The following is a 24,159-nucleotide window of genomic DNA, read 5'->3' on the forward strand; positions in this document are numbered from 1 at the left end:
TCACCCCTCCCGGGGGCTTGAAGGGAGGGGACATCTAGGGGGGCAATAGGAGGTGCGCATGAGGGAGGTCATCCCGCTAGCGCACGGCGCAGACGAAGATCTGGGCTGGCAAGAACGTGCCTTGTGCGCGCAGACAGATCCGGAGGCGTTCTTCCCCGAGAAGGGCGGCTCGACCCGAGAGGCGAAGAAGGTCTGTCAGTCCTGCGAGGTACGAGCGGAGTGTCTGGAATACGCACTGGAGCACGATGAACGCTTCGGTATATGGGGGGGACTCTCCGAACGTGAACGCCGTCGACTGAAGAAAGCATCCGGACAGGATTTCGAATTCCTCGCCGACATGTTGTGATCCTTCCAGCGTCGGTCGTGTGCCCTGGGCCTACTGCCCGGGGCACACGTTTGTCGTGGCCGTGTGGCGTATGGTGATCCCCTGGCGGCACCCGGATACCCGGACACCGGGACACCTGCACCGCTGCCCGACACACGACACCCGAAAGCCGACCCTCACCCGTGTTACCCATGGACTCCGACTCGCACAGCGTCACCGCTGTCATCGTCGCCCACGACGGTGCCCGCTGGCTCCCCGAGACCCTGGACGCCGTCCGTGGCCAGTCGCGCCCGGTAGAGCGCGTCGCCGGAGCCGACACCGGCAGCAGTGACCACAGCGGCCGGATCCTCGCCGACCACATCGCCGCGGACGCCCGCACCGCCCTGCCCGCGAACACCGGTTTCGGCGAGGCCGTCCGAGCCGCCCTCGACGTTCCGAGGCTGCGCGAGGCGGCCCCGCCCTCCGGCACCACCGAGTGGGTGTGGCTCCTGCACGACGACTGTGCCCCCGACCCGGACGCGTTGCACCACCTGCTGGCCGCGGCCGACGACGACCCGCGCGCGGCCGTGCTCGGCCCCAAGCTCCGGGACTGGTTCGACCGGCGCCTCCTGGTGGAGGTCGGGGTGACCATCGACGGTGCCGGCCGGCGCGAGACCGGCCTGGAGGCCCGGGAGTTCGACCACGGCCAGCACGACGGCCTGGGCCAGGTCCTCGCCGTCTCCAGCGCGGGAATGCTCGTACGGCGGGATGTGTGGGACGAACTGGAAGGGTTCGACCCGCGGCTCCCGCTGTTCCGCGACGACATCGACTTCTGCTGGCGCGCCGGAGCCGCCGGCTACCGCACCCGGATCGTCCCGGAAGCCGTCGCCTACCACGCCGAAGCCACCGCGCGCCGCCGCCGCGACCTCGGGGCGGCCAACGGCCACCCGCGCAGGCTCGACCGCCGCAACGCGCTGTTCGTGCTGCTGGCGAACCTTCCCCCCGGAGCGATGGCGGGCGCGTTCGTCCGCAACGCGTTCACCTCCCTGCTGCGGGTGCTGATCTACACCGTGGGGAAGCAACCCGGCAACGCCCTGGACGAAGCGGCCGCGATCGCCTCCAGCTACGCCCGCCCCGGGCGCCTGATCTCCGCCCGCCTGCGCCGCAGACGCACCCGCCGCCGCACCTACAGCGCCATCCGCCCCTTCCTGGCCCGCGGCGTGGCGGTCCGGCAGTTCGTCGACCTGATCTACAACGTGCTGTCCGGTTCCCGCGCCGTGGACACTCCGGGACGCCACCAGGCGGTCACCCTCCCTCCGGAGTCCGAGGACGACGATCCGCTGCACTACGAGCAGGGGCCGCTGCGCCGCCTGCTGTCCCGCCCCGGAGTGCTGCTCGTCGCCGGACTGACCCTCGTCACCCTCGTCGCGCAACGGTCCCTACTACTGGGCGACCACCTCGCCGGCGGCGCCCTCCCACCGGTCCAGGGCGACGCGTTCGACCTGTGGGCCACCTACCTGGCGGGCTGGCACGACGTGGGCGTCGGCTCCGGGGCGGCAGCACCGCCCTACGTCGGCCTGCTGGCGCTGCTGTCCACCCTGGCCCTGGGCAAGACGTGGCTGGCGGTCACCGTCATCCTGGTGGGTTCCGTCCCCCTCGCGGGGCTGACCGCCTACCTCCTGGCCCGACGCATCCTGAGCTTCCGCCCCGCCCAGTTGTGGATGGCCGGTTCCTACGCCCTCCTGCCGATGGCGACCGGAGCCGTCGCGCAGGGCCGGTTGGGCACCGCCCTCGTGCACGCCCTGCTTCCGGTGCTCGGCATCCTCGCCAACCAGCTCCTGACACTGCCCCCGCGCCAGTCCCGGCGCGCGGCCTGGGCGCTCGCGCTGCTCCTCGCCGTCGCCACCGCCTTCGTCCCCCTGGTGTGGCTGTTCGCGCTCGTGGCCGGGCTGCTCGTGGTGACCGCCTTCGGCCACCTCGGCCGCAGACTCCACGTCAGCGTCGGTATCGCGCTCGGGACGGCACCCGTCCTGCTGCTGCCCTGGTCGCTGGAACTGTTCACCCACCCCTCCATGTGGTTGCTGGAAGCGGGACTGCACCGGCCCGAACTGTCGGACCCCCCGGCCAGTCCCGAGGCGCTGCTGCTGCTCTCCCCGGGCGGCCCGGGCAGCCCACCCCTCTGGGTCACCGCCGGATTCCTCGGAGCGGCACTCTGCGCCCTGGTGCTGCTGCGCCGCAGGATGCTGGTCGCCACCGGCTGGGCCATGGCACTGTTCGGGCTGCTCGTCGCCGTCGCCATGACCCGCCTACCGGTGGCGCCCCCCTACGGTGGTCCCGCCGCCCCACCCTGGCCCGGGGTCGCGCTGGCGTTCTCCGCGGCGGCGCTGCTGCTGGCCGCCGCCATAGCCGCCCACTCCTTCGGGGTCCTGTGGCAGCGGGGCGGGATCCGACGCGTTTTCGCCGCCGTCGCCGCGCTCCTCGCGCTCAGCACCCCCGTCTCCGCCGCTGTGGTGTGGACGGTCGAGGGGGCGCAGACCCTGGACGGTGACGCCCCCGCCGCGATCCCCGGCTTCCTCCCCTCGCTCAGCGACGACGGGACACAGCCGCGCACCCTGGTCCTGTCGCCCTCCCCGGACGACACCGTGCGTTACAGCGTGCTGCGCGGCCGCGAGCCCCGCCTGGGAGAGGAACAGATCCCCGCCGACGAGGAAGCGGGGAAGGCCCTGGACACGGCGGTGTCCGAACTCTCCGCCGGCGTGGGCGGCGACGGGGCGGAGAGGCTCACCGACGTCGGAATCGGTTTCGTCCTCCTCCCGCGCCCCGACATCGGTACCGACGCCGACGTCACCATGGTCGACACCATGGACGGCGTTCCCGGGCTCTCCCGCATGATGCTCACCGACGAGTTCGGGCTGTGGCGGACCGACGACCCCGCGGGGCGGCTGCGTGTCACCGGCGACGGCGATCCCCGGGTGCTGGAGACCGGCCCGGGGGAGGGGACGGCCAAGGTCCCGGACGGCAGTGGCGACCGCACCCTGATCCTGGCCGAACCCGCGGCCGACGGGTGGACCGCCACCCTGGACGGCCGCGAGCTGGAGCCGGGCGCCACCAGTTCCGGTATGCGCACGTTCGACCTGCCGGCCTCCGGCGGCAGGTTGGAACTGTCCCACGACGACACCGAGCGGTCGCTCTGGCTCCTCGTGCAGGGGGCCCTGTTCGCCACCGTCGCCGTGCTCGCCCTGCCCGGGATGCGCACGGAGGAGGAGATCCGCCAGCAGGAGGAGCAGGAACGCGAGACACCACGACCGCGCCGGCCGCGCCGGGCCCGCCGCGCGGCGTCCGGCGGCCGCACCGCGGAACGCGGACGCCGCGGAAGAGGCGCCCGGAGGAAAGGGGACCGCCAGTGAGAACACTCGTTGACAACAGGTTCGCGCTGTTCGGCGCGGTCGTGCTGGCGCTGGCGGCGCTGTTCGGCATCGCCACGGTGACACACCCCCTCAGCGCGGCGGGGCGGGAGGAGGACCCGGTGGCGGCCCCGGTGGACTCGGCTCTGCGGGTGTGCCCACCGCGGCACGAGGACGGGGACAGCGGCGAGATCGCCGCTGCCGCCGTCCCCACCGACCGCGACGGCGGCTCCCTGTCCGTCGCGGGGAACAACCCCGACGCGGAACCGGCGGCGACCCTCGACACCCCGGGAGAGGTGTGGCGGGGAGAGGCCGGCGACCCCGAACGGCACACGGTCGTCAGCGCCGAGGGGGCGATGGCCGCCGGCATGGAGGCCACCCACACCACCCTGGGCGAGGACGAACAGGCCACCGAGGTCAGCTGCGCCGAACCCGGGATCAGCACCTGGTTCACCGCTCCCGGCGGGGAGCAACTGGAGGAGCTCCGCCTGTTCCTGGCGAACGTGGACGGCAGCGCCGCCACCGCCAACGTCGACCTGTACACCACCGACGGCCCCGCCTTCTCCACCGACACCCGCGGAGTCCCGGTGGACGCGCACGGATCGGCCGAGGTGGACCTGACCGGGCTGCTGGAAACCACGGACGCCGTCGCGGTGCACGTACGTACCCAGACGGGCCGGGTGGCACCGTCCCTGCTGGCGCGGCGCTCCACCTCGGGCACGGACTGGGTGCCCCCCGCGAACGCCCCGTCCGAGCGTCAGGTGGTCCCGGCGGTGCCCAGCGGGGAGGGGAAACGCCACCTCCTGGTCGCCACCCCGGAGGACACCCCGGCCACGGTGCGCGTGCGGGCCTACACCCCTGACGGTGAGGCCGACCAGGACGCCTCGCGGGAACTGAACGTCCCCCCGGCCGCCTCGGCCACCCTGAGCCTGGGCGGCCCGCTTCAGGAGGAACCCGCCACCGTGACCGTGGAGGCCGACCAGCCGATCGTGGCCGGACTCGCGATGAGCCGCGCCGGCGGGGACGACACGGCCTACACCGCGGCGGCCGACCCGTTGGGGGACTCGCTGGACAACGCCGCGCTCCTGCCCGCCGGACCCGACGGAACCGACAGCTCCCTGCTGTTCGGCGCCGTCTCCGGCCCCGCCACCGTGCGGCTCACCCCGCTGCTGGAGGACGGGACCGAGGGGGAGGCACGCACCGTGGACATCGCCGACGGTCACACCGAGGCGGTAACCACGGACGACCCCGAAGGGGCGCAGGCCACCCTCGTCGCCACCACCGGCGACTCCGGACCGGTCCACACCGGCAGGGTCCTCACCCAGGGCTCGGGAGACGACCGGGCCACCGCGGCCCGGCCCGTGGAGCCCCACCCCACGCGGGTGTCCCTTCCCGCGGCGCAGGACACCCTCGTCAGCGTGGTGCCCTGACCCGGCCGGAGCCGGGGGTCAGGACTCCGGGTCGATGGCCTCCGGCTCCAACCCCAGCAGGTTGGCGACCTCCTCCACGACAGCGTCGTACACCAGGTACGCCATCTCCTCGGGTTCCCTCGTCCGGATCTCCACCGGCCTGCGGTACACCGTGATCCTGGCCCGCCCGGGGCCGGTCCGGTCCAACCGGGAGAACGGGATCCCGTCCTCCACTGAGGAACCGAGTAGAACGCGGGGGACGTCCTCGACCAGAAACTCCACGTTGGCGAGCTCTCGCGCCCATACCCGCTCCAGCCGTTCGACAGCGTCCAGAACGAGGTCGTCGAAGATCTGGGCCCGGCTGCGGGATATCGGCAGCCCCGGCGGCGCCAACGGGCCGCGCATACCGCGCCCCCGGCGGTCCCTACGCCGCATCCGGTCGGCTCGCGCCCTAGGAAGGTGCATTCGTCGCACGCTTCGAGAGTATGTCATCCGCGGCCGTGACGCAGCCCCCGCGTGGCAGTTCGCGGCGGAATCATGGCGCCTGCCGCGCGGGGGCCCGGACGGTGGCCGGTGACACGGTGCGGGGGTGCTGGCGTGGCGGGCCGGAGAACGAATATGGTCGGAGGCCGTGAGCCATGGACGACGCTGCTCGCGCACCGCGTGCCGGCAACCGGCAATGTTCACGCTCACCTATGTCTATGCCGATTCCACCGCGGTGCTCGGTCCCCTCGCGGCCTATGTGGAGCCGCATTGCTACGACCTGTGCTCGACGCACGCCGAACGCCTCACCGCCCCCCGCGGCTGGGAGGTCGTGCGGCTGCCCGCGGAGAGCGACGACCCCGGTGGCCCGGGCAGCGACGACCTGGAGGCGCTCGCCGACGCCGTCCGTGAGGCGGCACGCCCGCCCGAGGGGCCCAACCGGGTCGGCCAGGGAGTGGAGACCAACCGCCGCGGCCACCTGCGTGTGGTCAAGTCCGAACCCGGCAGGGAGGGCCACGCCGGCTCCGCGCCGCCGGGAGAGGGATAGGTCCTGTTTTTCGGACGTTTGCCCCACCGTGCGGCGCCGGCGCGCCGCCGTGCCGGCGGCGTTCCCGTCAGCCGGCGGGGGAGCCACTCCGTCTCTCCCCGCGGCCTCGCCAGCGCGGCGCCCGCACGAACGGCACCCTCGAACGGGTCGCGGACCACAGGTGTGGACGCGTTCCGTAACCGGCACACCCGGTGGGGTAGGTTGGTGGCGGGCGGGTGCCGTCCCGCTTCCGTTCACGCACAACGCGAGATCCGGAGGAGCTGTGCGCGACCTCGGCCAGATCTTCAAGGCGTACGACATCCGCGGCGTGGTCCCGGACACGCTCGACCCCGACACCGCGCACGCCATCGGCGCGGCCTTCGCCCGGGTCACCGCCGCGCCCAGCATCGTCCTCGCCCGTGACATGCGCCCGTCCTCGCCCGACCTCGCCGCCGCTTTCGCCGACGGCGCGGCCAGCCAGGGAACGGACGTCGTGTCCGCCGGACTCGGCTCCACCGACCTGATGTACTTCGCTTCCGGACACCTCGGCGTCCCGGGCGCGATGTTCACCGCGAGCCACAACCCGGCGCAGTACAACGGCATCAAACTGTGCCACGCCGGCGCCGCCCCGATGGGCGCCGAGACCGGCCTCGAGGAGGTGCGCCGACTCGCGGAGCAGGGGGTGCCCGCCGCGGACGTGGCGCGCGGGACGGTCACGGAGCGCGACATGCTCTCCGAGTACGCCGCTCACCTGCGTTCCCTGGTGGACCTCTCCGGGATCCGCCCCCTCACCGTCGCGGTGGACGCCGGGAACGGCATGGCCGGACACACCGTCCCGGCCGTACTGGGCGACCTCCCCCTGCGGATCGTGCCCCTGTTCTTCGACCTCGACGGCACGTTCCCCAACCACCCGGCCGACCCCATAAACCCGGACAACCTGGTCGACCTGCAGCATGCCGTGCGCGAGAGCGGCGCGGACATCGGTCTGGCGTTCGACGGCGACGCCGACCGGTGTTTCGTCGTGGACGAGCGCGGTGAGCCCGTCCCGCCCTCCGCCGTCACGGCGCTCGTGGCGGTACGGGAACTGGCGCGGGAACCAGGGGCGACCGTGATCCACAACCTGATCACCTCCGCGGCGGTACCGGAGATCGTCCGGGAACACGGCGGGAAACCGGAACGCACCCGGGTCGGCCACTCGTTCATCAAGGCCGCCATGGCCGAGACGGGGGCGATCTTCGGCGGGGAGCACTCGGCGCACTACTACTTCCGGGAGTTCTGGCGCGCCGACACCGGCATGCTGGCCGCGATGCACGTGCTGCGTGCGCTGGGGGAGGAGGGCGGTCCCCTGTCGCGCATCACGGCGGAGTACTCCCGCTACCCGGCCTCGGGCGAGATCAACTCCGAGGTCGCCGACCAGGAGGAGCGCATGGCGGCGGTGCGTCGCGCCTATGCTGGACGCGACGATGTCACCATCGACGACATGGACGGGCTGACCGTACTGTTCACCGGCGGCGGGTGGTTCAACCTGCGCCCCTCCAACACCGAACCGCTGCTGCGGCTCAACGTGGAGGGCAACGACCCGGCCGCCATGGCCGCTCTCCGCGACGAGGTGCTCGCCATCGTCCGCGCCTGACGCGCCGCCGTACCCACCCGCACGCGAGGACAGTGAAGATGAACGCGAAGATCGACGACTGGTTGCTGGAGATCCTGGCCTGCCCGGAGAGCAAAGCTCCGCTGCGGCTGGACGAGGAGGCCGGGGAACTCGTCTGCGACGAGAGCGGACTGGCCTATCCCATCCGGGACGGCATCCCGGTACTGCTCGTCGACGAAGCCAGAAGGGTCAGCTGACGGGAGACGGCCGCGTCCGCGATGGAACTCGCAGCCGGCCGGAACCCTCTAACCATGTAGGCCGCGGCGTACAGCCGCGACGTATGGTTATGCCGCAATACCCCCTATTCTGGTCGTGCGCGAGACGCGGCCCCGCCCTTCTGGAGGAGATCGATGCCCGGTCCCGAATCGCTGTCGCCGAACGATCCCAGCGCGTTCGGTTCCTACAGCGTGGTCGGACGTGTGGGAAAGGGCGGCCAGGGAGTCGTCTACCTCGGTGAGGACGCGGAGGGCGAGAAGTACGCCATCAAGGTCCTCAACGACGACTGGGCGCAGGACGAGGACCTCCGGAAACGCTTCGAGAAGGAGGTCCGGGCCGCGCAGAAGGTCGCGTCGTTCTGCACCGCCGCCATCCACGAGGCGAACCTCGACGAGGACCCTCCCTACGTGGTGAGCGAGTACGTGGAGGGAATGTCGCTGCAGGAGAGCGTCGCCAAGGACGGGCCGCACAAGAGGGCGGCGCTGCAGCGGCTGGCCGTGTCGACCGCGACCGCGCTCGTCGCGATCCACCAGGCCGGCATCGTGCACCGCGACTTCAAACCCGGCAACGTGCTGCTGGGTCCGGACGGCCCCCGGGTGATCGACTTCGGTATCGCGCGCGTGGCCGACGGCACCGCCACCATGACCAACTCGATCATGGGAACGCCGTCCTACATGGCGCCGGAACAGATCGAGGGCACCGGGGTCACGGCGAAAGCCGACATCTTCTCCTGGGGGTGTGTCATGGCCTACGCCTCCACCGGAAACGCCCCCTTCGGCAGTGACAGCGTTCCCGCCGTGGTCCACCGGGTCGTGAGCGCCCCGCCCAGTCTCGAGGGGATGCCCGAGTCCCTGCATCCGATCGTCTCCGCCTGCCTGGAGAAGGACCCGGACCAGCGCCCCTCGGCCCAGAACCTGCTGATGCGGCTGCTCGGCCACGAGGAGAGCACCAGCGACTCCACCGCGGACGCTGTGGAGGAGGGCGAACGCATCGCCGAGTCCGGAGCGCCGGCCAGTGGCCCACAGGCGCCCCCGGCCCCCGGCCCCGGCGGTCAGCACAGCGGCCCCCAGGCCCCGCCGGCGGGCCCCGGAATGCCACCCAGCGGGCCGCAGGCGCCGCACCCGCAGCCGAACCCCGGGGCGGAACGCCCCGTGTCCGGTCCGCAACCGGGCGGTTTCGCCCCGCAGCCGCCCCCCATGGGGCCGCCCGGGCCGCAGGGGCCGCCCACCCAGGGCCCGCAGCCGCAGATGCCGCCCGGTCAACCGCAGATGCCCGGACCGGGGGTGACCGGGCAGAACCCGGGTATGGGCGGGCCGCCGCCCCCACCGCCGCACACCGGCGGGCAGAACACGATGTACCAGCCGGGGATGAACGCTCAGCAGCAGTACTCCCAGCAGCGGCCGATGCAGCAACCGGCCCAGCAGCCGGAGGACCCGATCCTGTCCCAGGGGTGGGTCGTGCCGGCGGTGCTGGTCTCGATCATCATCCTCCTCCTGCTGCTGGTGCTCGTGGCCCTCAGCGGCTGAGCGCGAGCCCGCCCGAGCGGCCTCTCAGAGGCCGAGGCGGGCGAGCCGGTCCGCGGTGGTGTCCACGACGGTGTCCACGAACCTCTCCACCTCGGGCCACCGTTCCCCGGCGGTGTCGGTGGGGATGAGCGTGACGCACCGGGTGCAGGCGAGGTCGAGGATGTCGGTCTCGCTCCCGCCCGTCGCGAGCCACGCCCCGGCGGTCACCGCGAGTACCCCGGTCGCCGGGGTGCCCACGTCCTGGACGGCGACCAGCATCCGCACCGTCCCGTCCGCCATGGTGAGGTCCACCGACACCCACCGGCAGACCGGTCCGCGCGACACCAGGGCCCGCGCGGCGGCGTCGTCGCAGCGGAGGTTCTCGGGCGCCTCCTCGGCGCTTCCCGCCTCCGAGGTGACGCGGGCTGTCGTGTCGAGCTCACGCAGCACGAGCGCCAGGTATCCGCTCCGGCTGGTCACGTGTTCCTGGACGCGCCGGTGCACCGCGGCGGCCAACGGTTCGGTGCGGGGCGGCCGGTACTTGCCGCCCGGTACCGAACAACCCAGCTCCTTGCGCAACGCGGCCGCCTCCATCCCGGCCAGGACGGGGACGAGGCCGGACACGCGCCGCGTGTGGTCCGTACCCGAGGCGGCGTCGTGCAGTTCGGAGGCCAGCCGGTGGTCCAGCGCCAGCGGCGGGTAGTTGGAGCGCAGCAGCGACAGGGAGGCCAGTGCCCACGGCAGGGGGTGGCGCCAGTGCTGCGGCGGGCCCGGGCGGTCCTGCTCCGGTGCGGCCGGTGCCAGCTCCGCCGCGCACGCGAGGAACACGTGCGCCGCACGCACGACCGGGTGGGCCTCGATCCGTGCCGCGTCGGCGATGCGCTCGCCGGCCTCCGGGCTCCACGGAGCGGGGTGGTCGAACCCGGGGAAGCGCTGGGCGAGGAGGTGGAGGTAGGTGGGGGTGAGCTCCTGCACCGCCCGGCAGTCGGCGGCGGTGGTGGCCAGGGCCTCCTCGTCGGCGCGTAGCTGCTCGACCGGGGTGGCGGTGTGCCCCGCCAACGCCCGCAGCTCCCGGGCATGGCGCTGGATTAGGGCGTGGCGGGCCTCGTCCGGCCGGTCCGGAGGGTGGGGACGGCGGTGTTCGGCCCACACGTCGCGCAGCCGGTCCAGTTTCGCCAGTTCGCGGCTGGTATCTGCCGCGAGGTGTTCCCGCACGAGGACGCTGCCAGATCCAAAGTTCACGGTGTCACCGTAGCCCGCGTATCGGTGGTGGAAACGTGTCGGACCCGGATTCTTCCCGGGGCGAGGGGCGGATGACACTGCCACCTGGGGTTTCCGTTGCGCGGGAAACGGGAGCCGAGGCTTTGTGGGACTCCGCGGTACCGCGGACCGGTCGACGCCGGCCAGGGTGGCCGGATCCGGCCAGCGCTGACGGGCGGCTGCCGTAACGCGCCCGCGCGCCTATATGCTCAACGTATTATGAAGCGCTTCCTCCCGCACAGTGCCCTGTGGCTGGCAGTAGTACTCGGCGTGGCCGCCTGCCAGGGTGAGGGCTCCGACTCCGGAGCCGAGAAGGACACGTCCCCCGACTGGACCCCGCAGTCGGACATGGACACCGTCGACCTCCCCGACAGTGACCTCGAGAAACTCGCCGACATCTCCGAGAAGCGGATGAACGAGGCCCTGTCGGTGCACGTCACGGTCAGTGTCGAACCCGACATCCCCGAGGCGGAGCCGCTCGAGAACACCGAGATGGACCTGCTCCTCACCGACCCGGTCGCGGCGGAGATGACGGTCGAGGACACGGTGGACGGCGAGACCACCACGAGCAACGTCGTCGTCAAGGACAAGGTGATGTACACCCAGCTCGAGGAGGAGGACATCATGGACGGCAAGTCCTGGATGCTCATCTCCCAGCAGGACATCGCCGAGAACGAGGAGCAGCTCGGCCCCATGGCCGAACTGTTCAACGTGCTGCTGAAGGAGACCAACGAGGCGCTCGCCCAGGCCTCCGGGAACTCCAGTCTCGACGTGGTGCGGCTGGGGGAGCTGGACGGTTCCCCGGAGACCGAGGACGCCGGGGGAGACACGGTCACGCGCTACACCGGTACGAGTTCCACCCAGGACCTCTCCGACGCCGGACACGAGGAGTTCACCGACCTCGTCGACCAGGGGTTGGATGAGGTCTCCTGGGAGTTCGCCGTCTCCGACAAGGGGCTGCCCCGGGAGTTCAGCGTGGAGCTCCGCAGTCCCGAGGCGGACGGGCCGGTCACGAGCACGGTCGACTTCAGCGGCTGGGGAAGCGAGCTGATGGTCGAGGCGCCCGCTGAGGAGGAGACCGCCACCCTGTCGGAGAGCCTGCAGGGGTGAGTGGCGGCTCTGCCGAGGGGCACCGCGGGCGGTCCGGTTTCCGGAGCGCACCGGTGTTTCGGCTGCTCGCCGGGGTGTTACCGCGGGTTCAGCTTCCGGGCTCCGCGGTGTAACCGCTCGCGGGCAGGATGGCCCGGCACGGCCGTCCGCGCCGGCACCCCGAGCGCCGCGGGTGCCCCAGGCGTGACGTGCGCGGCGGGCGGCCCAACCCCGGGTCAGAAACGTAAGGTATCCCCTCGTGCCATCCGCCCCCGCATCCACCGCCGCGCACGGTGGCACCCACCAGCCGTCGCGGCCAGCCGCCTCCGCGCCCCGGTCCGGTTACCGGCCGGAGCTCCAGGGGCTGCGTGCGGTCGCGGTCCTGCTCGTCGCCGTGTACCACATCTGGTTCGGCCGGGTCTCCGGTGGTGTGGACGTTTTCCTGCTGCTCACCGGGTTCCTGATCACCGGTTCCCTGGTGCGTTCCGCGGAACGCGACGGCCGGGTGGGGGTCGTGGAGTTCTGGACGAGGCTGGTGCGCCGGCTCGTCCCCACCGCCGCGGTGGCACTGGCCGGCATCCTCACTGCCACATACCTGTTCCTGCCACAGGCCCGGTGGCGGGACACGCTCAGTGAGGTCGTCGCGGCCGCGCTGTACCACGAGAACTGGCACCTGGCACTGAACTCGGTGGACTACCTGGCCAGCAACACCGCGGCCAGCCCGGTGCAGCACTTCTGGTCCCTGTCCATCCAGGGCCAGCTCTACCTGGTGTGGCCGTTCCTGGTGGCGGCGGCGGTGTGGGCGGCCGCCCGGTCCGGGTGGAACACGCGCCGGACCGTGCTGGTGGCGCTGACGGCGGTGTTCGCGCTGTCGCTGGCCTACTCGGTGGTGGTCACCCGACTGGAGCAGCAGTGGGCCTACTTCGACACCGGTGCCCGGGTGTGGGAGCTGGCTCTCGGCGGAATGGCGGCGCTGCTCCTCCCGAGACTGCGGCTGGCACGGACGCTGCGCGTCGCGCTGGGGTGGGTGGGACTGTTCGGCCTGGTCGCGTGCGGGGCCCTGTTCCAGGTGTCGACCATGTTCCCCGGCTACGTCGCGCTGTGGCCGACCCTGGCGGCGGTGCTGGTGCTCGCCGCCGGTGACACGGGCAGCCGCGTCGGCGCCGACCGCGTGCTGTCCCGGCGCCCGCTGCGCTACCTCGGCGACATCTCCTACGCGCTGTACCTGTGGCACTGGCCGGTGCTGGTGTGCTATCTCACACTCACTGGTCAAGAGGTTCCGGGCATGGTCTCCGGCAGCGCGGTCCTGGCGGTGTCGCTGGTGCTCGCGGCGGCCACCCAGCGGCTGGTGGACGGCGGCCGCGACCGGCTGCTGCGGGGCGGAACCACGCCGGTGCGCTCGGTCGCGGCCGGGCTCGCGTTCCTCCTGCCCGTGCTCACCGCCGCCGGCGGGTGGTCCGGCTACCTGGACCTCCAGCAGCGCCACCGCTCCGCTCTCGCGGCCGAGCCGGGGAACTACCCGGGAGCGCGGGTGATGACGGGGGACGCCCCCGAGACCGTCCCCGACCTTCCGGTCCAGCCGGACCCGGCGGAGGCGGCGGAGGACCTGCCGGTCACCTACGCGGACGAGTGCAACCAGAACACCCGGGACGCGGAGGTGATCACCTGCTCCTACGGCGCGAGCGACCCCGAGCGCACGATCGCCCTGGTCGGGGGTTCCCACGCCGCGCACTGGTTCCCGGCACTGGAGCGGATCGCCGACGACAACGGGTGGCGCGTAGTCAACATCGTCAAGGGCGCGTGCCTGTTCACCGACCTGGAACAGACCTACGACGGCGAGACGTACACCTCGTGCGCCGAGTGGAACGACGGCGTCGTGGCCGAGCTGGCCGAGCTGCGGCCCGACGCGGTCTTCACCACCGCCACCACCAGCAGCATCGACCCGGAGGCCGGGTTCGGGGGTGAGGTGGTCGTGGAGGGCTACCTGGACCGCTGGCGGGAACTGGACGAACTCGGCATCGAGGTCGTGGCGGTGCGGGACACCCCGCGTGTGGGATTCGACACGGCCGAGTGCGTGGCGAGCGAGGGGCCGGAGGAGTGCGTCGGCCAGCGGTGGGGGTCGCTGGAGCGGACGTCGCCGCTGGCCGGGGTCTCCGGCCTTCCCGGGAACGTGTCCCTCCTCGACCTGAACGACTACCTGTGCTCCGGTGCCGAGTGCCCCGCGGTGGTCGGGAACGTGCTGGTGTACTGGGACGGCAACCACATCACCCGTACCTACATGCGTACGTTGGCGCCGGTGCTGGAGCGGGAGATGACCGGGGCCACCGGCTGGTGACCCGGTAACCCGGGGCGGCCCGCACGCCGTGTCGGGCCGGGTCCGGTGGGCGCCGCCCGTCACGGACGAGGACGCCGGTGCCGCGCAGGTGGGGCCGAGGACCGGGGCACGGGTCCTCCGCCGGCCGGGGAACACCGCCGGGGCGGTGCTGGGGCGCCGCGCTGCGGGACGGGCGTCCGTCCGACGGTGCTTACTGGTCCTGCTCCCGCTGCCGCATCAGACGCAGCGCCTTCTGCTTCTCGAAGTCCATGGCTCGCGCCGGCGGCGGGGCCAGGCGGCCCAGGCGCTCCCCGTAGGCGCGGACACGGGCGAGGGTTGTGGGCTCGGCGAGCATCCGCAGCGCGAACGCCAGGGCCGCCGGGGTGATGTCGTAGGCCCGTTCCAGCTCCAGCCCGGCGGCGACGGTGCGCAGGTCCGCCTCGGAGAAGCGCCGGTGCCGGTGGCCGCGGCCGGTGGGCTGCTCCTTGGTCACCGGGAGCAGACCGAGGTTCTCCCGGTAGCGCAGCATCCGCGCGGAGGTGTCGAGCCGTTCGGCGGCCGAGGAGATCGGGATGCGCTCCTCGCTGTCGTTCCTGCTGGGCCTGTGGGCCGGTGTGGAGGGTGAACGTTCGCGGTCGGACATGGCAAGACCCTAACCGAGAAACCCGCTGGAAAGAGGTTTTTTGACAAAGCAGCGTCAATTTTCCCGGTTTGGCCGTGCTTTTACCGCCGATCCGTGTCTAGACTCGACGCGTATCCATCAGGAGGAGTAGATACGCATGGCATTCGACTACAAAGTCGCCGACCTGTCCCTGGCTGAGCTCGGTCGCAAGGAGATCAAGCTCGCCGAGCACGAGATGCCGGGCCTCATGGCCACCCGTGCCGAGTACGGCGCATCCAAGCCCCTCAAGGGCGCCAAGATCATGGGCTCGCTGCACATGACGGTGCAGACCGCCGTCCTGATCGAGACCCTCGTTGAGCTGGGCGCCGAGGTCCGGTGGGTCAGCTGCAACATCTTCTCCACCCAGGACCAGGCGGCCGCGGCGGTTGTCGTCGGCCCGAACGGAACCCCGGACAACCCGCAGGGTGTCCCGGTGTTCGCCTGGAAGGGCGAGACCCTGGAGGAGTACTGGGAGTGCACCGAGACGGCGCTGACCTGGCCCGGCGGTGACGGTCCCAACATGATCCTGGATGACGGCGGCGACGCCACCACGCTCGTCCACAAGGGCGTGGAGTTCGAGCGCGCCGGCGCTGTTCCCCAGCCGACCGCCGACGACCCTGACGAGTTCAAGGTCGTTCTGGAGCGGCTGCGCAACAGCCTGGCCAAGGACCCGCAGAAGTGGACCAAGATCGCGTCCAAGATCAAGGGCGTGACCGAGGAGACCACCACCGGTGTCCACCGCCTGTACGAGATGTACCGCAGTGACGAGCTGCTCTTCCCGGCGATCAACGTCAACGACTCGGTCACCAAGAGCAAGTTCGACAACAAGTACGGGTGCCGTCACTCCCTCATCGACGGCATCAACCGCGCCACCGATGTCCTCATCGGTGGCAAGGTCGCCCTCGTCGCCGGCTTCGGTGACGTCGGCAAGGGCAGCGCCGAGTCGCTGCGCGGCCAGGGCTGCCGCGTGCTGGTCAGCGAGATCGACCCGATCAACGCGCTGCAGGCCGCGATGGAGGGTTACGAGGTCACGACGGTGGAGGACGCCGTCGAGATCGCCGACATCTTCGTCACCACGACCGGCAACTTCAACATCTTCACCGCTGAGCACATGAAGCGGATGAAGCACAACGCCATTGTCGGCAACATCGGTCACTTCGACAACGAGATCGACATGGCCGGCCTGGAGAACATCCCGGGCATCAAGAAGACCGAGATCAAGCCGCAGGTGCACGAGTACGCCTTCCCGGACGGCCACAGCGTTCTGGTGCTGTCCGAGGGCCGGCTGCTCAACCTGGGCAACGCCACGGGCCACCCGAGCTTCGTCATGTCGAACAGCTTCACGAACCAGACGATCGCCCAGATCGAGCTGTTCACCAAGACGAGCGAGTACCCCACCGGCGTCTACATGCTGCCGAAGCTCCTCGACGAGAAGGTCGCCCGCCTGCACCTCGACGCGCTCGGGGTGAAGCTGACCGAGCTCACCAAGGAGCAGGCCGCCTACATCGGTGTGGACGTCGCCGGGCCGTACAAGCCCGAGCACTACCGCTACTAGTGGCAGACTACTGCACATATGGCAGTACCACATGATGTCGCGGACCTCGGCCTGGCCCAGGCCGGGGTCCGCCGTATCGACTGGGCCGAACGGGCCATGCCCGCGCTACGCCGCATCCGGGAACGGTTCGCCGACCAGCGGCCCCTGGCGGGTGTGCGCATCGCCGCCTGCATGCACGTCACGGCCGAAACGGCGAACGCGCTGTGCACGTTGCGCGCCGGCGGCGCCGACATCGCGCTGGCCGCGTCCAACCCCCTGTCGACCCAGGACGACACGGCCGCCGCGCTGGTGGCCGAGTACGGGGTCTCCGTGTACGCACGGGCCGGGATGGACCAGGTCAGCTACGACCGCAACCTCGCCACGGTTCTGGAGGGCTCCCCGCACATTCTCCTCGACGACGGGTGCGACCTGGTCAACATCGTGCACCGGGAACGACCGGAGCTGCTGCCCGGCATCACCGGCGGCTGCGAACAGACCACCACCGGTGTCATCCGGCTGCGCCAGATGGGGGCGGAAGGGGTACTGCAGCTCCCGATGGTCGCGGTCAACGACACCGCGACGAAGCGGATGTTCGACAACCGCTACGGGACCGGGCAGTCCACCATCGACGGCATCATGCGCGCCACGAACGCCATGCTGGCCGGCCGGACACTGGTCGTCGCCGGATTCGGCTACTGCGGCCGCGGCCTCGCCGAACGCGCCCGCGGCATGGGAGCCCGCGTCATCGTGACCGAGGTCGACCCCGTCAAGGCGCTGGACGCGGTGATGCAGGGCTACACCGTCCTGCCCATGGAACAGGCGGCGGCGGAGGGCGACGTGCTCGTCACCGTCACCGGCAACCGTGACGTGATACGCGCCGAGCACCTCGCCCAGCTCAAGGACGGCGCGGTCCTCGCGAACTCCGGACACTTCGACGTCGAGATCGACCTGAACGCGCTGGAGTCGCTCGCGGTCGAGGTGCGACGCGAGGTCCGTCCCCAGACCGACGAGTACGTGCTCGCCGACGGCCGGCGCATCGTCCTCCTCGCCGAGGGGCGACTGCTCAACCTCGGTGCGGCCGAGGGCCACCCGGCCGCGGTGATGGACACCTCGTTCTCCGTGCAGGCGCTCACCGTGGCCTGGCTCGTCGACAACAGCGACGACCTCACCCCGGGAGTGCTCGACGTTCCCGACCCCATCGACGTCGACGTGGCGCAGCTGGAACTCGACGCGCTCGGCGTCGGCATCGACACCCTCACACCCCAACAGGAGGACTACCTGCACTCCTGGCGCGTGTGAGAACCGGAACCGACCGCGGCGGCCGCCGTGCCTCCTCAGCGCGCTTGGACCCGCGGCGGCCGCCGCGGGTCGGCGCGGTCAGCGCCAGCTGCCGCGCTGGGCGATCTTCTCCTCCTCGCGGCGGCGGCGCTCCGCGAGCACGGCGGCGAGGAAGTCCTCCGGCGGGGTTCCGGGAGGCGGCGGCGGGCTCACCGAACGCGCCACGACATCGGCGACCTGGCTGCCCAACGTGTGCCGGCTCTCCTCGGTCAGCTCGCCCAGGCGCAGGACGTACTGCCGCGCCATAGCGGCGGCGTCCGGCCCCACCTGGGACAGTTCGGCCGTGTAGGCCCACGCCGCCAGGTGCGGCGGCATGGTCACGTCCGCCTCCGCCGGACGCGGCACGCGTTCCGCCGTGACGAGCGTTCCGGCGAGGAAGTCACCGACACGCCGACCGTCCCGGTTGGCCAGCGAGGACAGCAGCGCAAGGATCCCGGACAGGGTCCATATCTCCACCGCGGCGGCCAGCGCGCGCGCCAGCGCTTGCCGGAACCGTTCCGGCGAGCCGTCCATGCCCACGACGCGCAGCCCCAGCGCCATCTTCCCCAGCGAACGCCCGCGCGTCGCCGTCTCGAAAGCCACCGGATAGCCCACGAGGATCAGGACCATCAACCCGATCTGGACCGCGGCCGTGGCCGCCCCGTCCAACCCCTGCGAGACCCACAGCGTCAGGAACGTGGCGCCGAGCAGCAGGGCGAGCTGGACGATGACGTCGCAGAACAGCGCCGCCATCCGGGTGGCGAACCCGGCGGGACGCAGGTCCAGGACGACAGCCTCCCCGGTGACGAGGGATGTCTGTTCGTCGTAGCCGTGGCTACCCGGATGCGTCACGGTTGCACCGCCCCTGTACCGTCGCGTTCCCTACCTACCCGCCTCCCAGTCTGGCAGGAGCGGGCGCCGTACCGAGCCAGTCCCCGGGGCGCCACCCCCGCCACCCCGCGCCGGGCCGGCGGTGTCGGTAGAGTCCGGTGTGTGGATCTCGACGTTTTCGCCTCCGCCCACCGCGACGAGTGGAACCGACTCGACCGCCTGGTGCGCAAGCGCCGCCGCCTGACCGGTCCCGAGGTGGACGAGCTGGTGGAGTCCTACCAACGGGCGGCCACCCACCTGTCGGTGGTGCGTTCCTCCGGGCAGGACCCGGCGCTGGCGGGGTGGCTGTCCGGGCTGGTAGCGCGGGCCCGCGCCGCCGTCACCGGCGCGAGCACCCCCGCCTGGCGGGACGCCGCCCGCTTCTTCACCCATACCTTCCCCGCCGTCGTGTACCGGCTGCGGTGGTGGTGGATCGCCACGACCGTGGGAACCGTGGCGTTCTCCGCCGCGCTGGCGGTGTGGCTGGTGGTGGACCCGGCCGCGCGCTCGGCCCTGGGAACCCCGGAGGAGATCCGCGCCTACGTGGAGAACGACTTCGCCAACTACTACGTGGAGCACCCCGGAGCCTCCTTCGCCGCCCAGGTGTGGACGAACAACGTGTGGGCCTCGGCCCAGGCGCTGATACTGGGAGCGTTCGGCTGTCTGCCCACGATCGCGGTACTGCTCCTCAACGGCGGGAACCTGGGCGCGGCCGCGGGGATGATGTTCGCGCACGGCAAGGGGGACATCTTCCTCGGACTGATCCTGCCGCACGGGATGCTGGAGCTGACCGCCGTGTTCGTCGCCTCCGGGGTCGGACTCAAACTCGGGTGGAGCCTGATCGCGCCCGGGCCGCGGCCGCGGCTGCGGGCCCTCGGGGAGGAGGCGCGCCCCGCAATCGCGGTGGCTCTGGGACTGGTCGTGGTGCTGCTGGTGTCGGGCCTGATCGAGGGGTTCGTCACGGGGTGGGTGCACACCACCTGGCTGCGTATCGGCATCGGCGTGGTGGCGGAGGCGGCGTTCCTGGCGTACGTGTTCACCCTCGGCCGCGCCGCCCACCGGGACGGCGAGACCGGCGACATCGCGGAACGCCCGCAGACGGCCCCGGTCGCGGGGTAAGCCCGACCCCCCGGGGGGTCGGGCGATCCCGATCTCCTCTTCCAAGGGGACACACCCGGCGAATGCACCCCGCCGGAACGGCGGGGGCTCCGGCCTCCGGCTCGCCGGCCGCCCCGGTTCCACCCCGGTCGGGGACGGCGCGTGCGTCGCCGACCGTTCCCGACCGGCTGCGGCCGCTGGCCAGGAACCGTACGCCGGCCCAGCCGCCTCAGAGCCTTCCCCGGGCCTTCAGCGAGATGTAGGCGTCCGCCAGCGCCGGTGCGATGTTCTCCGGGTCGGAGTCGACCACCTCAACCCCGTGCCGGCGCAGCTCGGCGGTGATGCGGCGCCGCTCGGCCAGGGTGCGTTCCGCCGCCGCGGCCTCGTAGACCGACCGGGCGTCGCCGCGCTCCCGGGACATCTCGGTCACCCGGGGGTCACCCACCGCGGCGACCAGCAGCGTGTGCCGCGACGTCAGGGCGGGAAGCCTGGGGAGGAGCCCCTGCTCCATGGCGGTCGCGTTCAGGTCGGTCAGTAGCACCACCAGCTGGCTGCTGCGGCGCTGACCCCCGAGGACGGACGAGGTGAGACCGTCCGCGTCCATCTCCACCAGCTCGGACTCCAGCGGCGCCATCGCCTGGACGATGGCGGGCACCGTGGTCCCACGGCCGTGGCTGCGCACCCGAGCCCGCACCTGCTGGTCGTAGGCGAGCATGTCCACCCGGTCGCCGGCCTGGGCCGCCAGTGCCGCCAGCAGCAGCGCGGCGTCCATCGCGTGGTCCAGGCGCGGGGCGTCGCCGACCCGGCCCGCCGACGTGCGGCTGGTGTCCAGGACCAGCAGGATCCGGCGGTCCCGCTCGGGACGCCACGTCCGTACCACCACACTGTCGCTGCGGGCGGTGGCGCGCCAGTCGATGGAGCGCACGTCGTCGCCGGGGACGTACTCCCGCAGCGAGTCGAACTCGCTTCCCTGCCCGCGTACGAGCGCGCTGTGCTGCCCGTCCAGCTCGCGCAGCCGCGCCAGTTTCCCCGGAAGGTGGCGACGGCTGCGGAACGGCGGAAGCGCCCGCAGTGTCCACGGCACGGTGTGGGTGCACTGCCGGGCCGCCAGCCCCAACGGTCCGAGACTGCGCACCGTCACCCCGGCGGCGCGGTGGTCGCCCCGCCGCCGGGGGGTGAGAGTCGTGCAGAGCCGCGCGCGTTCTCCCCCCGCGACGTTGACGACGTGCGTCGGCGTGTGCCCGCCCCCGCGCGGCCGGCTGGGGCTGGACGGGTCGGGTCGGTCCCCGGCGCTCGGGCTCCACGCGTCCCGGACGCGGCCGCGCAGCCGGCGCCGGGACGGGTTCGTGAGCACGAGCGTCACCGACGCCGTTTCCCCCAACCGGACCGACGTGTCGCCGCCCCGTTCGAACGTGACCGCCCGCGCGCTCGGCGCGAGCACCAGGTCCGCAACGACCGCGGCCGCGAGCAGGAACAGCACGGCCCCGACGAGCCACATGCCCACCGCACCCGCGATGAGCACGACAAGTGTGCCGCCGCAGGCGGCGAGAACCGTCCGTCCGGTGATCGCCATCCGTCGCCTCTTCCTCGTCCCCGTGCTGCCGTGCCGGTTTCGCCGCTGTCGCCGTCCGCGGTGGTGCTCACTGGGGAACCGGGACGGAGGCCAGCACCCCGTCCAGGACGCCGTCCGTGGTGGCACCCTCCAACTCGGCTTCGGGGCGCAGCGCGACACGGTGCCGCAGCGTCGCTTTGGCCAGCGACTTCACGTCGTCGGGGGTGACGTAGTCCCGGCCCGCCAGCCAGGCCCAGGTCCTGCTGGTGCGCAGCAGCGCGGTCGCCCCTCGGGGGGAGGCGCCCAGCTGCAGTGACGGGGACGCCCGCGTCCCCCGGCACACGTCCACGACGTAGGACAGCACCTCCGGCGTGACATGGGTACGGGCGACCGCCTCGCGCGCCGCGCGCAGCTCCGCCACACCGGCCACCGGGCGCACGCCTGCCGCTGCCAGGTCGCTGGGGTCGAACCCCTCCGCGTGCCGGGTGAGCATCCCGACCTCCTGGTCGCGCTCCGGGAGGGAGACGACGAGCTTGAGGAGGAACCGGTCCAGCTGGGCCTCCGGGAGCGGGTAGGTCCCCTCGTACTCCACCGGGTTCTGGGTGGCAGCCACGACGAACGGGTCGGGGAGCGGAACGGGATGCCCCTCCACCGTCACCTGCCGTTCCTCCATGGCCTCCAGCAGGGCCGCCTGCGTCTTGGGCGGGGTCCGGTTGATCTCGTCGGCGAGGAACAGGTGCGTGAACACCGGCCCCTCGTAGAACTCGAACTTCGCCGAACGCGCGTCGTAGATCTGCGAACCGGTGACGTCTCCCGGCATCAGGTCGGGGGTGAACTGGGTGCGCTTGTGGTCGAGGGAGAGCGCGGCGGACACGGCCCGCACCAGGAGGGTCTTGGCGACACCGGGCACGCCCTCCATCAGCACGTGGCCGCGGCACAGCAACGCGACCACCAGGCCGGTCACGGTCTCCTCCTGGCCGACGACGGCCTTGGCGACCTCGTGGCGCAGCGCGGTCAGCGCCTCTCGCGCCTGTTCGGCGGAGGGCGGTTCCTCAGCGGTGAAGGCGGTCACCTCAGACTTACCTCTTTCGTCCTTGTCTCGTGGTTGCTGTCGGGGGAACGCAGTGCCTCACCGCACGCGCCGCGCGAGCGCGTCCAGCTGGTCGGCGAGCCGTACGAGGGCGCGGTCGTCGACGGTGAACGTGTCCGTTCCCTCGTCGGGGGCGTACACCAGGGCGCGCACCCGCTGCGGATCCTCTCCGGTACGGGTGGCGAGAGCCTCCAGCACGGTCTCGGGCGTGGCGTCCGGACCGAGCCCGAGAGTGGGGAGCACCCGCTCGAGGAAGCCCGTGCGCAGCGCGGCCGCGGCGCGGTCCCGGGCGTGCCGGGAGGCGTACAGTCGGGCCCGCCCCTCCGTGGTCTCCGCGGCCCGCACCACCACGGGGAGCCGTTCGGAGACGAGCGGTCCCAGCCGCCGCCCGCGCCACAGCGCCAGCGCCAGCAGGGTCACGGCGAGCGGAATGAGCGCCATCCGCAGCGACACCGGCAGCATCTGCCACAGCCCCGCGTCCTCCCCGTCCTCGGGAACGTCCGGCAGCAGCCACACGGTGTCCCGGTCACCGATGAGGTTCAGCGCCAGCGCGGCGTTCCCGCCGCGCGCGAGCCGCTCGTTGGTCAGCGGGGCGGGGTTCCCGAGCAGGGTGGTGGTTCCGCCGTTCTCCCGGTCCACACGCAGCAGTCCGTACCCGTCGTCCGCGTCCTCCCCGGGATCGGGGTAGCACCCCGTGGCACCGGTCGTGTCCTCCGCCGGGGTGTACAGGGTTCCGCCGGTGTCCGCACGCCCGGCGGCCTCGGCGGCCGGCGCCTCGCACCCGGGGTCCAGGGACGTCACGTCGGTGACGCCCGCGCGCTCCACCTCCGGGGCGAGTTCCTCCAGCGCCGTTGTCGCCGGCCGGGGCAGCAGCAGGTCCCCGGAGGCCTCGGAGAGCCGTTCCAGGTGCCGGTCGGGGAGTCGCTGCGATCCCGCGACCACCAGTACCGAGTCCGCGTGGGCGGCCTCGCGGGCGTCACCGACGCTACGGGCGACGGTGACGTCGTTCCCGCGCTGCTGCAGGACCTGTACCAGTGCGCGGGAGCCCTGCGCGTTGGGTCCCTCGGGTTCGAGTGGTCCCGTGGGGTACTCCTGCCCGCCCAGGGACAGGACCACGGAGAGCAGCGTGAGTACGCCGAGGAACGCCACGGGGCCACGCGCGCGGCGCCACAACTCGCCGGGAGACCGCGAGGTCGCCGTGGGTGTTTCCGAACCGGGGGAGGGGGCGGGGCTCGTCGTCACTGGCGCTGCCCCGCTTCCTGTAGCGGACGTGTCTCCGGCAACGCTTCGTCCAGCTCCCGCAACGCCTGGTACTCCTCAGCTTCGGCCGGGCGCCGGCCGTAGACCGTGTCGTTGAACATCCGTGCCGCCCGCTCGAACGCGGCCCTGTGTTCCGGGAGCATAGCCGAGGCTTCCGTGGCGAGTTCCGTCGCGGTCCGCCCGGGCCGGGGGGCGAGGACGGCCCGCTCCTCCAGGGAGCGGCTGATGGCCCGCAACCGCTCCCGGATGGCGGCTGTGTGGTCACCCGCCGCGGCGTGGCGTTCGGCCGCCGCGCGGTGGTCGTCCGGGCTGCCCGCGGCCCTGCCGGTGACCACGGCCGCCCGCCGCGCCCGGCGCGCGGGGCGCGCGTAGCCCACCGCCGCCCCGGCCAGGGCGACGAGGAGGAACAACAGCGGGCCGAGAACCCACCAGCCGCCCGGGACAGCCGTACTGGCCTCCGCGAGCACCCGGTTGAGCCACTCCGACACCCGGGTGTACACCAGCTCGATCAGGCCGGGTTCGGCCTGGTCGTAGACGCGCTTGGAGAGTTCCTCCCGGGCGATCTCCCGGCCCTCGTCCCCACTGAGCGCGCCGGTCAGGACGGTGGTGGCCACGG

The 24,159-nt window shown here is 72.2% G+C and carries 20 protein-coding genes; 12 read left to right on the forward strand and 8 right to left on the reverse strand.

Annotated features, from left to right (window positions below):
• Positions 1–58 precede the first annotated feature (58 nt).
• The 3 genes from FHX37_RS01500 (at position 59) to FHX37_RS01510 (ending at position 5,138) form a co-directional block, all read left to right on the forward strand.
• Positions 59–346 carry a WhiB family transcriptional regulator gene (locus tag FHX37_RS01500; protein WP_141921681.1) on the forward strand — a complete coding sequence of 96 codons (288 nt, stop codon included), beginning with the start codon at positions 59–61 and terminating at the stop codon, positions 344–346.
• Positions 347–516: 170 nt separating this feature from the next.
• On the forward strand, positions 517–3,711 hold the full coding sequence (locus tag FHX37_RS01505) for a glycosyltransferase family 2 protein (RefSeq protein WP_246062001.1): 3,195 nt from the start codon (positions 517–519) through the stop codon (positions 3,709–3,711).
• Entirely contained in the window at positions 3,708–5,138 is a 1,431-nt protein-coding gene (locus FHX37_RS01510; RefSeq protein WP_141921683.1) for a DUF5719 family protein, read from the forward strand. The genes FHX37_RS01505 and FHX37_RS01510 overlap by 4 nt, the downstream gene beginning before the upstream one ends.
• An 18-nt stretch (positions 5,139–5,156) precedes the next feature.
• On the opposite strand, the gene FHX37_RS01515 is transcribed toward FHX37_RS01510, so the two are convergent.
• The gene (locus FHX37_RS01515; RefSeq protein ID WP_211351872.1) at positions 5,157–5,552 is read right to left on the reverse strand and encodes a metallopeptidase family protein; all 396 of its coding nucleotides are present in this window, start codon (positions 5,550–5,552) and stop codon (positions 5,157–5,159) included.
• Between the two features lie 196 nt (positions 5,553–5,748).
• Between FHX37_RS01515 and FHX37_RS01520 the strand changes: the two genes are divergently transcribed.
• From FHX37_RS01520 to FHX37_RS01535, 4 genes are all read left to right on the forward strand, one after another.
• Entirely contained in the window at positions 5,749–6,147 is a 399-nt protein-coding gene (locus FHX37_RS01520; protein ID WP_141921684.1) for a DUF3499 domain-containing protein, read from the forward strand.
• Between the two features lie 262 nt (positions 6,148–6,409).
• Positions 6,410–7,759 carry a phosphomannomutase/phosphoglucomutase gene (locus tag FHX37_RS01525; RefSeq protein WP_141921685.1) on the forward strand — a complete coding sequence of 450 codons (1,350 nt, stop codon included), beginning with the start codon at positions 6,410–6,412 and terminating at the stop codon, positions 7,757–7,759.
• Between the two features lie 38 nt (positions 7,760–7,797).
• Positions 7,798–7,974 (forward strand): Trm112 family protein, encoded by a 177-nt coding sequence (locus FHX37_RS01530; protein WP_141921686.1) that lies wholly within the window; start codon positions 7,798–7,800, stop codon positions 7,972–7,974.
• A 153-nt stretch (positions 7,975–8,127) separates the two neighbouring features.
• Complete coding sequence (locus FHX37_RS01535) at positions 8,128–9,519, forward strand: serine/threonine-protein kinase (protein WP_141921687.1); 1,392 nt, start codon at positions 8,128–8,130, stop codon at positions 9,517–9,519.
• A gap of 24 nt (positions 9,520–9,543) precedes the next feature.
• Here the strand turns inward: FHX37_RS01535 and FHX37_RS01540 are convergent, their stop codons facing one another.
• Positions 9,544–10,740, reverse strand: coding sequence for a hypothetical protein (locus FHX37_RS01540; RefSeq protein ID WP_141921688.1), 1,197 nt, complete (start codon positions 10,738–10,740; stop codon positions 9,544–9,546).
• Positions 10,741–10,977: 237 nt separating this feature from the next.
• Between FHX37_RS01540 and FHX37_RS01545 the strand changes: the two genes are divergently transcribed.
• Together FHX37_RS01545 and FHX37_RS01550 are read left to right on the forward strand one after the other, a co-directional pair.
• The gene (locus FHX37_RS01545) at positions 10,978–11,868 is read left to right on the forward strand and encodes an LppX_LprAFG lipoprotein (protein ID WP_141921689.1); all 891 of its coding nucleotides are present in this window, start codon (positions 10,978–10,980) and stop codon (positions 11,866–11,868) included.
• A 238-nt stretch (positions 11,869–12,106) separates the two neighbouring features.
• Positions 12,107–14,182 carry an acyltransferase family protein gene (locus FHX37_RS01550; protein ID WP_141921690.1) on the forward strand — a complete coding sequence of 692 codons (2,076 nt, stop codon included), beginning with the start codon at positions 12,107–12,109 and terminating at the stop codon, positions 14,180–14,182.
• A 190-nt stretch (positions 14,183–14,372) separates the two neighbouring features.
• Here FHX37_RS01550 and FHX37_RS01555 read toward each other — a convergent pair whose 3' ends face one another.
• Positions 14,373–14,804 (reverse strand): MerR family transcriptional regulator, encoded by a 432-nt coding sequence (locus FHX37_RS01555; RefSeq protein WP_141921691.1) that lies wholly within the window; start codon positions 14,802–14,804, stop codon positions 14,373–14,375.
• 136 nt (positions 14,805–14,940) lie between these two features.
• Between FHX37_RS01555 and ahcY (FHX37_RS01560) the strand changes: the two genes are divergently transcribed.
• Positions 14,941–16,377: an adenosylhomocysteinase gene (ahcY, locus tag FHX37_RS01560; protein ID WP_141921692.1), complete on the forward strand. Its 1,437-nt coding sequence runs from the start codon at positions 14,941–14,943 to the stop codon at positions 16,375–16,377.
• Between the two features lie 18 nt (positions 16,378–16,395).
• Positions 16,396–17,655: an adenosylhomocysteinase gene (gene ahcY / locus FHX37_RS01565; protein WP_141921693.1), complete on the forward strand. Its 1,260-nt coding sequence runs from the start codon at positions 16,396–16,398 to the stop codon at positions 17,653–17,655.
• A gap of 78 nt (positions 17,656–17,733) precedes the next feature.
• Here the strand turns inward: ahcY (FHX37_RS01565) and FHX37_RS01570 are convergent, their stop codons facing one another.
• Positions 17,734–18,525 carry an RDD family protein gene (locus FHX37_RS01570; RefSeq protein WP_141921694.1) on the reverse strand — a complete coding sequence of 264 codons (792 nt, stop codon included), beginning with the start codon at positions 18,523–18,525 and terminating at the stop codon, positions 17,734–17,736.
• 141 nt (positions 18,526–18,666) lie between these two features.
• Here FHX37_RS01570 and FHX37_RS01575 point away from each other — a divergent pair, with 141 nt between their 5' ends.
• On the forward strand, positions 18,667–19,662 hold the full coding sequence (locus FHX37_RS01575) for a stage II sporulation protein M (RefSeq protein WP_141921695.1): 996 nt from the start codon (positions 18,667–18,669) through the stop codon (positions 19,660–19,662).
• A 208-nt stretch (positions 19,663–19,870) separates the two neighbouring features.
• Here FHX37_RS01575 and FHX37_RS01580 read toward each other — a convergent pair whose 3' ends face one another.
• The 4 genes from FHX37_RS01580 to FHX37_RS01595 all read right to left on the reverse strand — a co-directional run bounded on the left by FHX37_RS01580 (position 19,871) and on the right by FHX37_RS01595 (position 24,157).
• A complete protein-coding gene (locus FHX37_RS01580) occupies positions 19,871–21,214 on the reverse strand; it encodes a DUF58 domain-containing protein (RefSeq protein WP_141921696.1) in 1,344 nt (447 codons plus the stop codon).
• A gap of 67 nt (positions 21,215–21,281) precedes the next feature.
• Positions 21,282–22,265, reverse strand: coding sequence for an AAA family ATPase (locus FHX37_RS01585; RefSeq protein ID WP_141921697.1), 984 nt, complete (start codon positions 22,263–22,265; stop codon positions 21,282–21,284).
• 57 nt (positions 22,266–22,322) lie between these two features.
• Positions 22,323–23,525, reverse strand: a complete 1,203-nt coding sequence (locus FHX37_RS01590) for a DUF4350 domain-containing protein (protein ID WP_246062004.1) — start codon at positions 23,523–23,525, stop codon at positions 22,323–22,325.
• A complete protein-coding gene (locus FHX37_RS01595) occupies positions 23,522–24,157 on the reverse strand; it encodes a DUF4129 domain-containing protein (protein WP_211351719.1) in 636 nt (211 codons plus the stop codon). The genes FHX37_RS01590 and FHX37_RS01595 overlap by 4 nt, the downstream gene beginning before the upstream one ends.
• Between the last annotated feature and the right edge of the window lie 2 nt (positions 24,158–24,159).

It is taken from the genome of Haloactinospora alba (genome assembly GCF_006717075.1).
Taxonomy (GTDB): Bacteria; Actinomycetota; Actinomycetes; order Streptosporangiales; family Streptosporangiaceae; genus Haloactinospora; species Haloactinospora alba.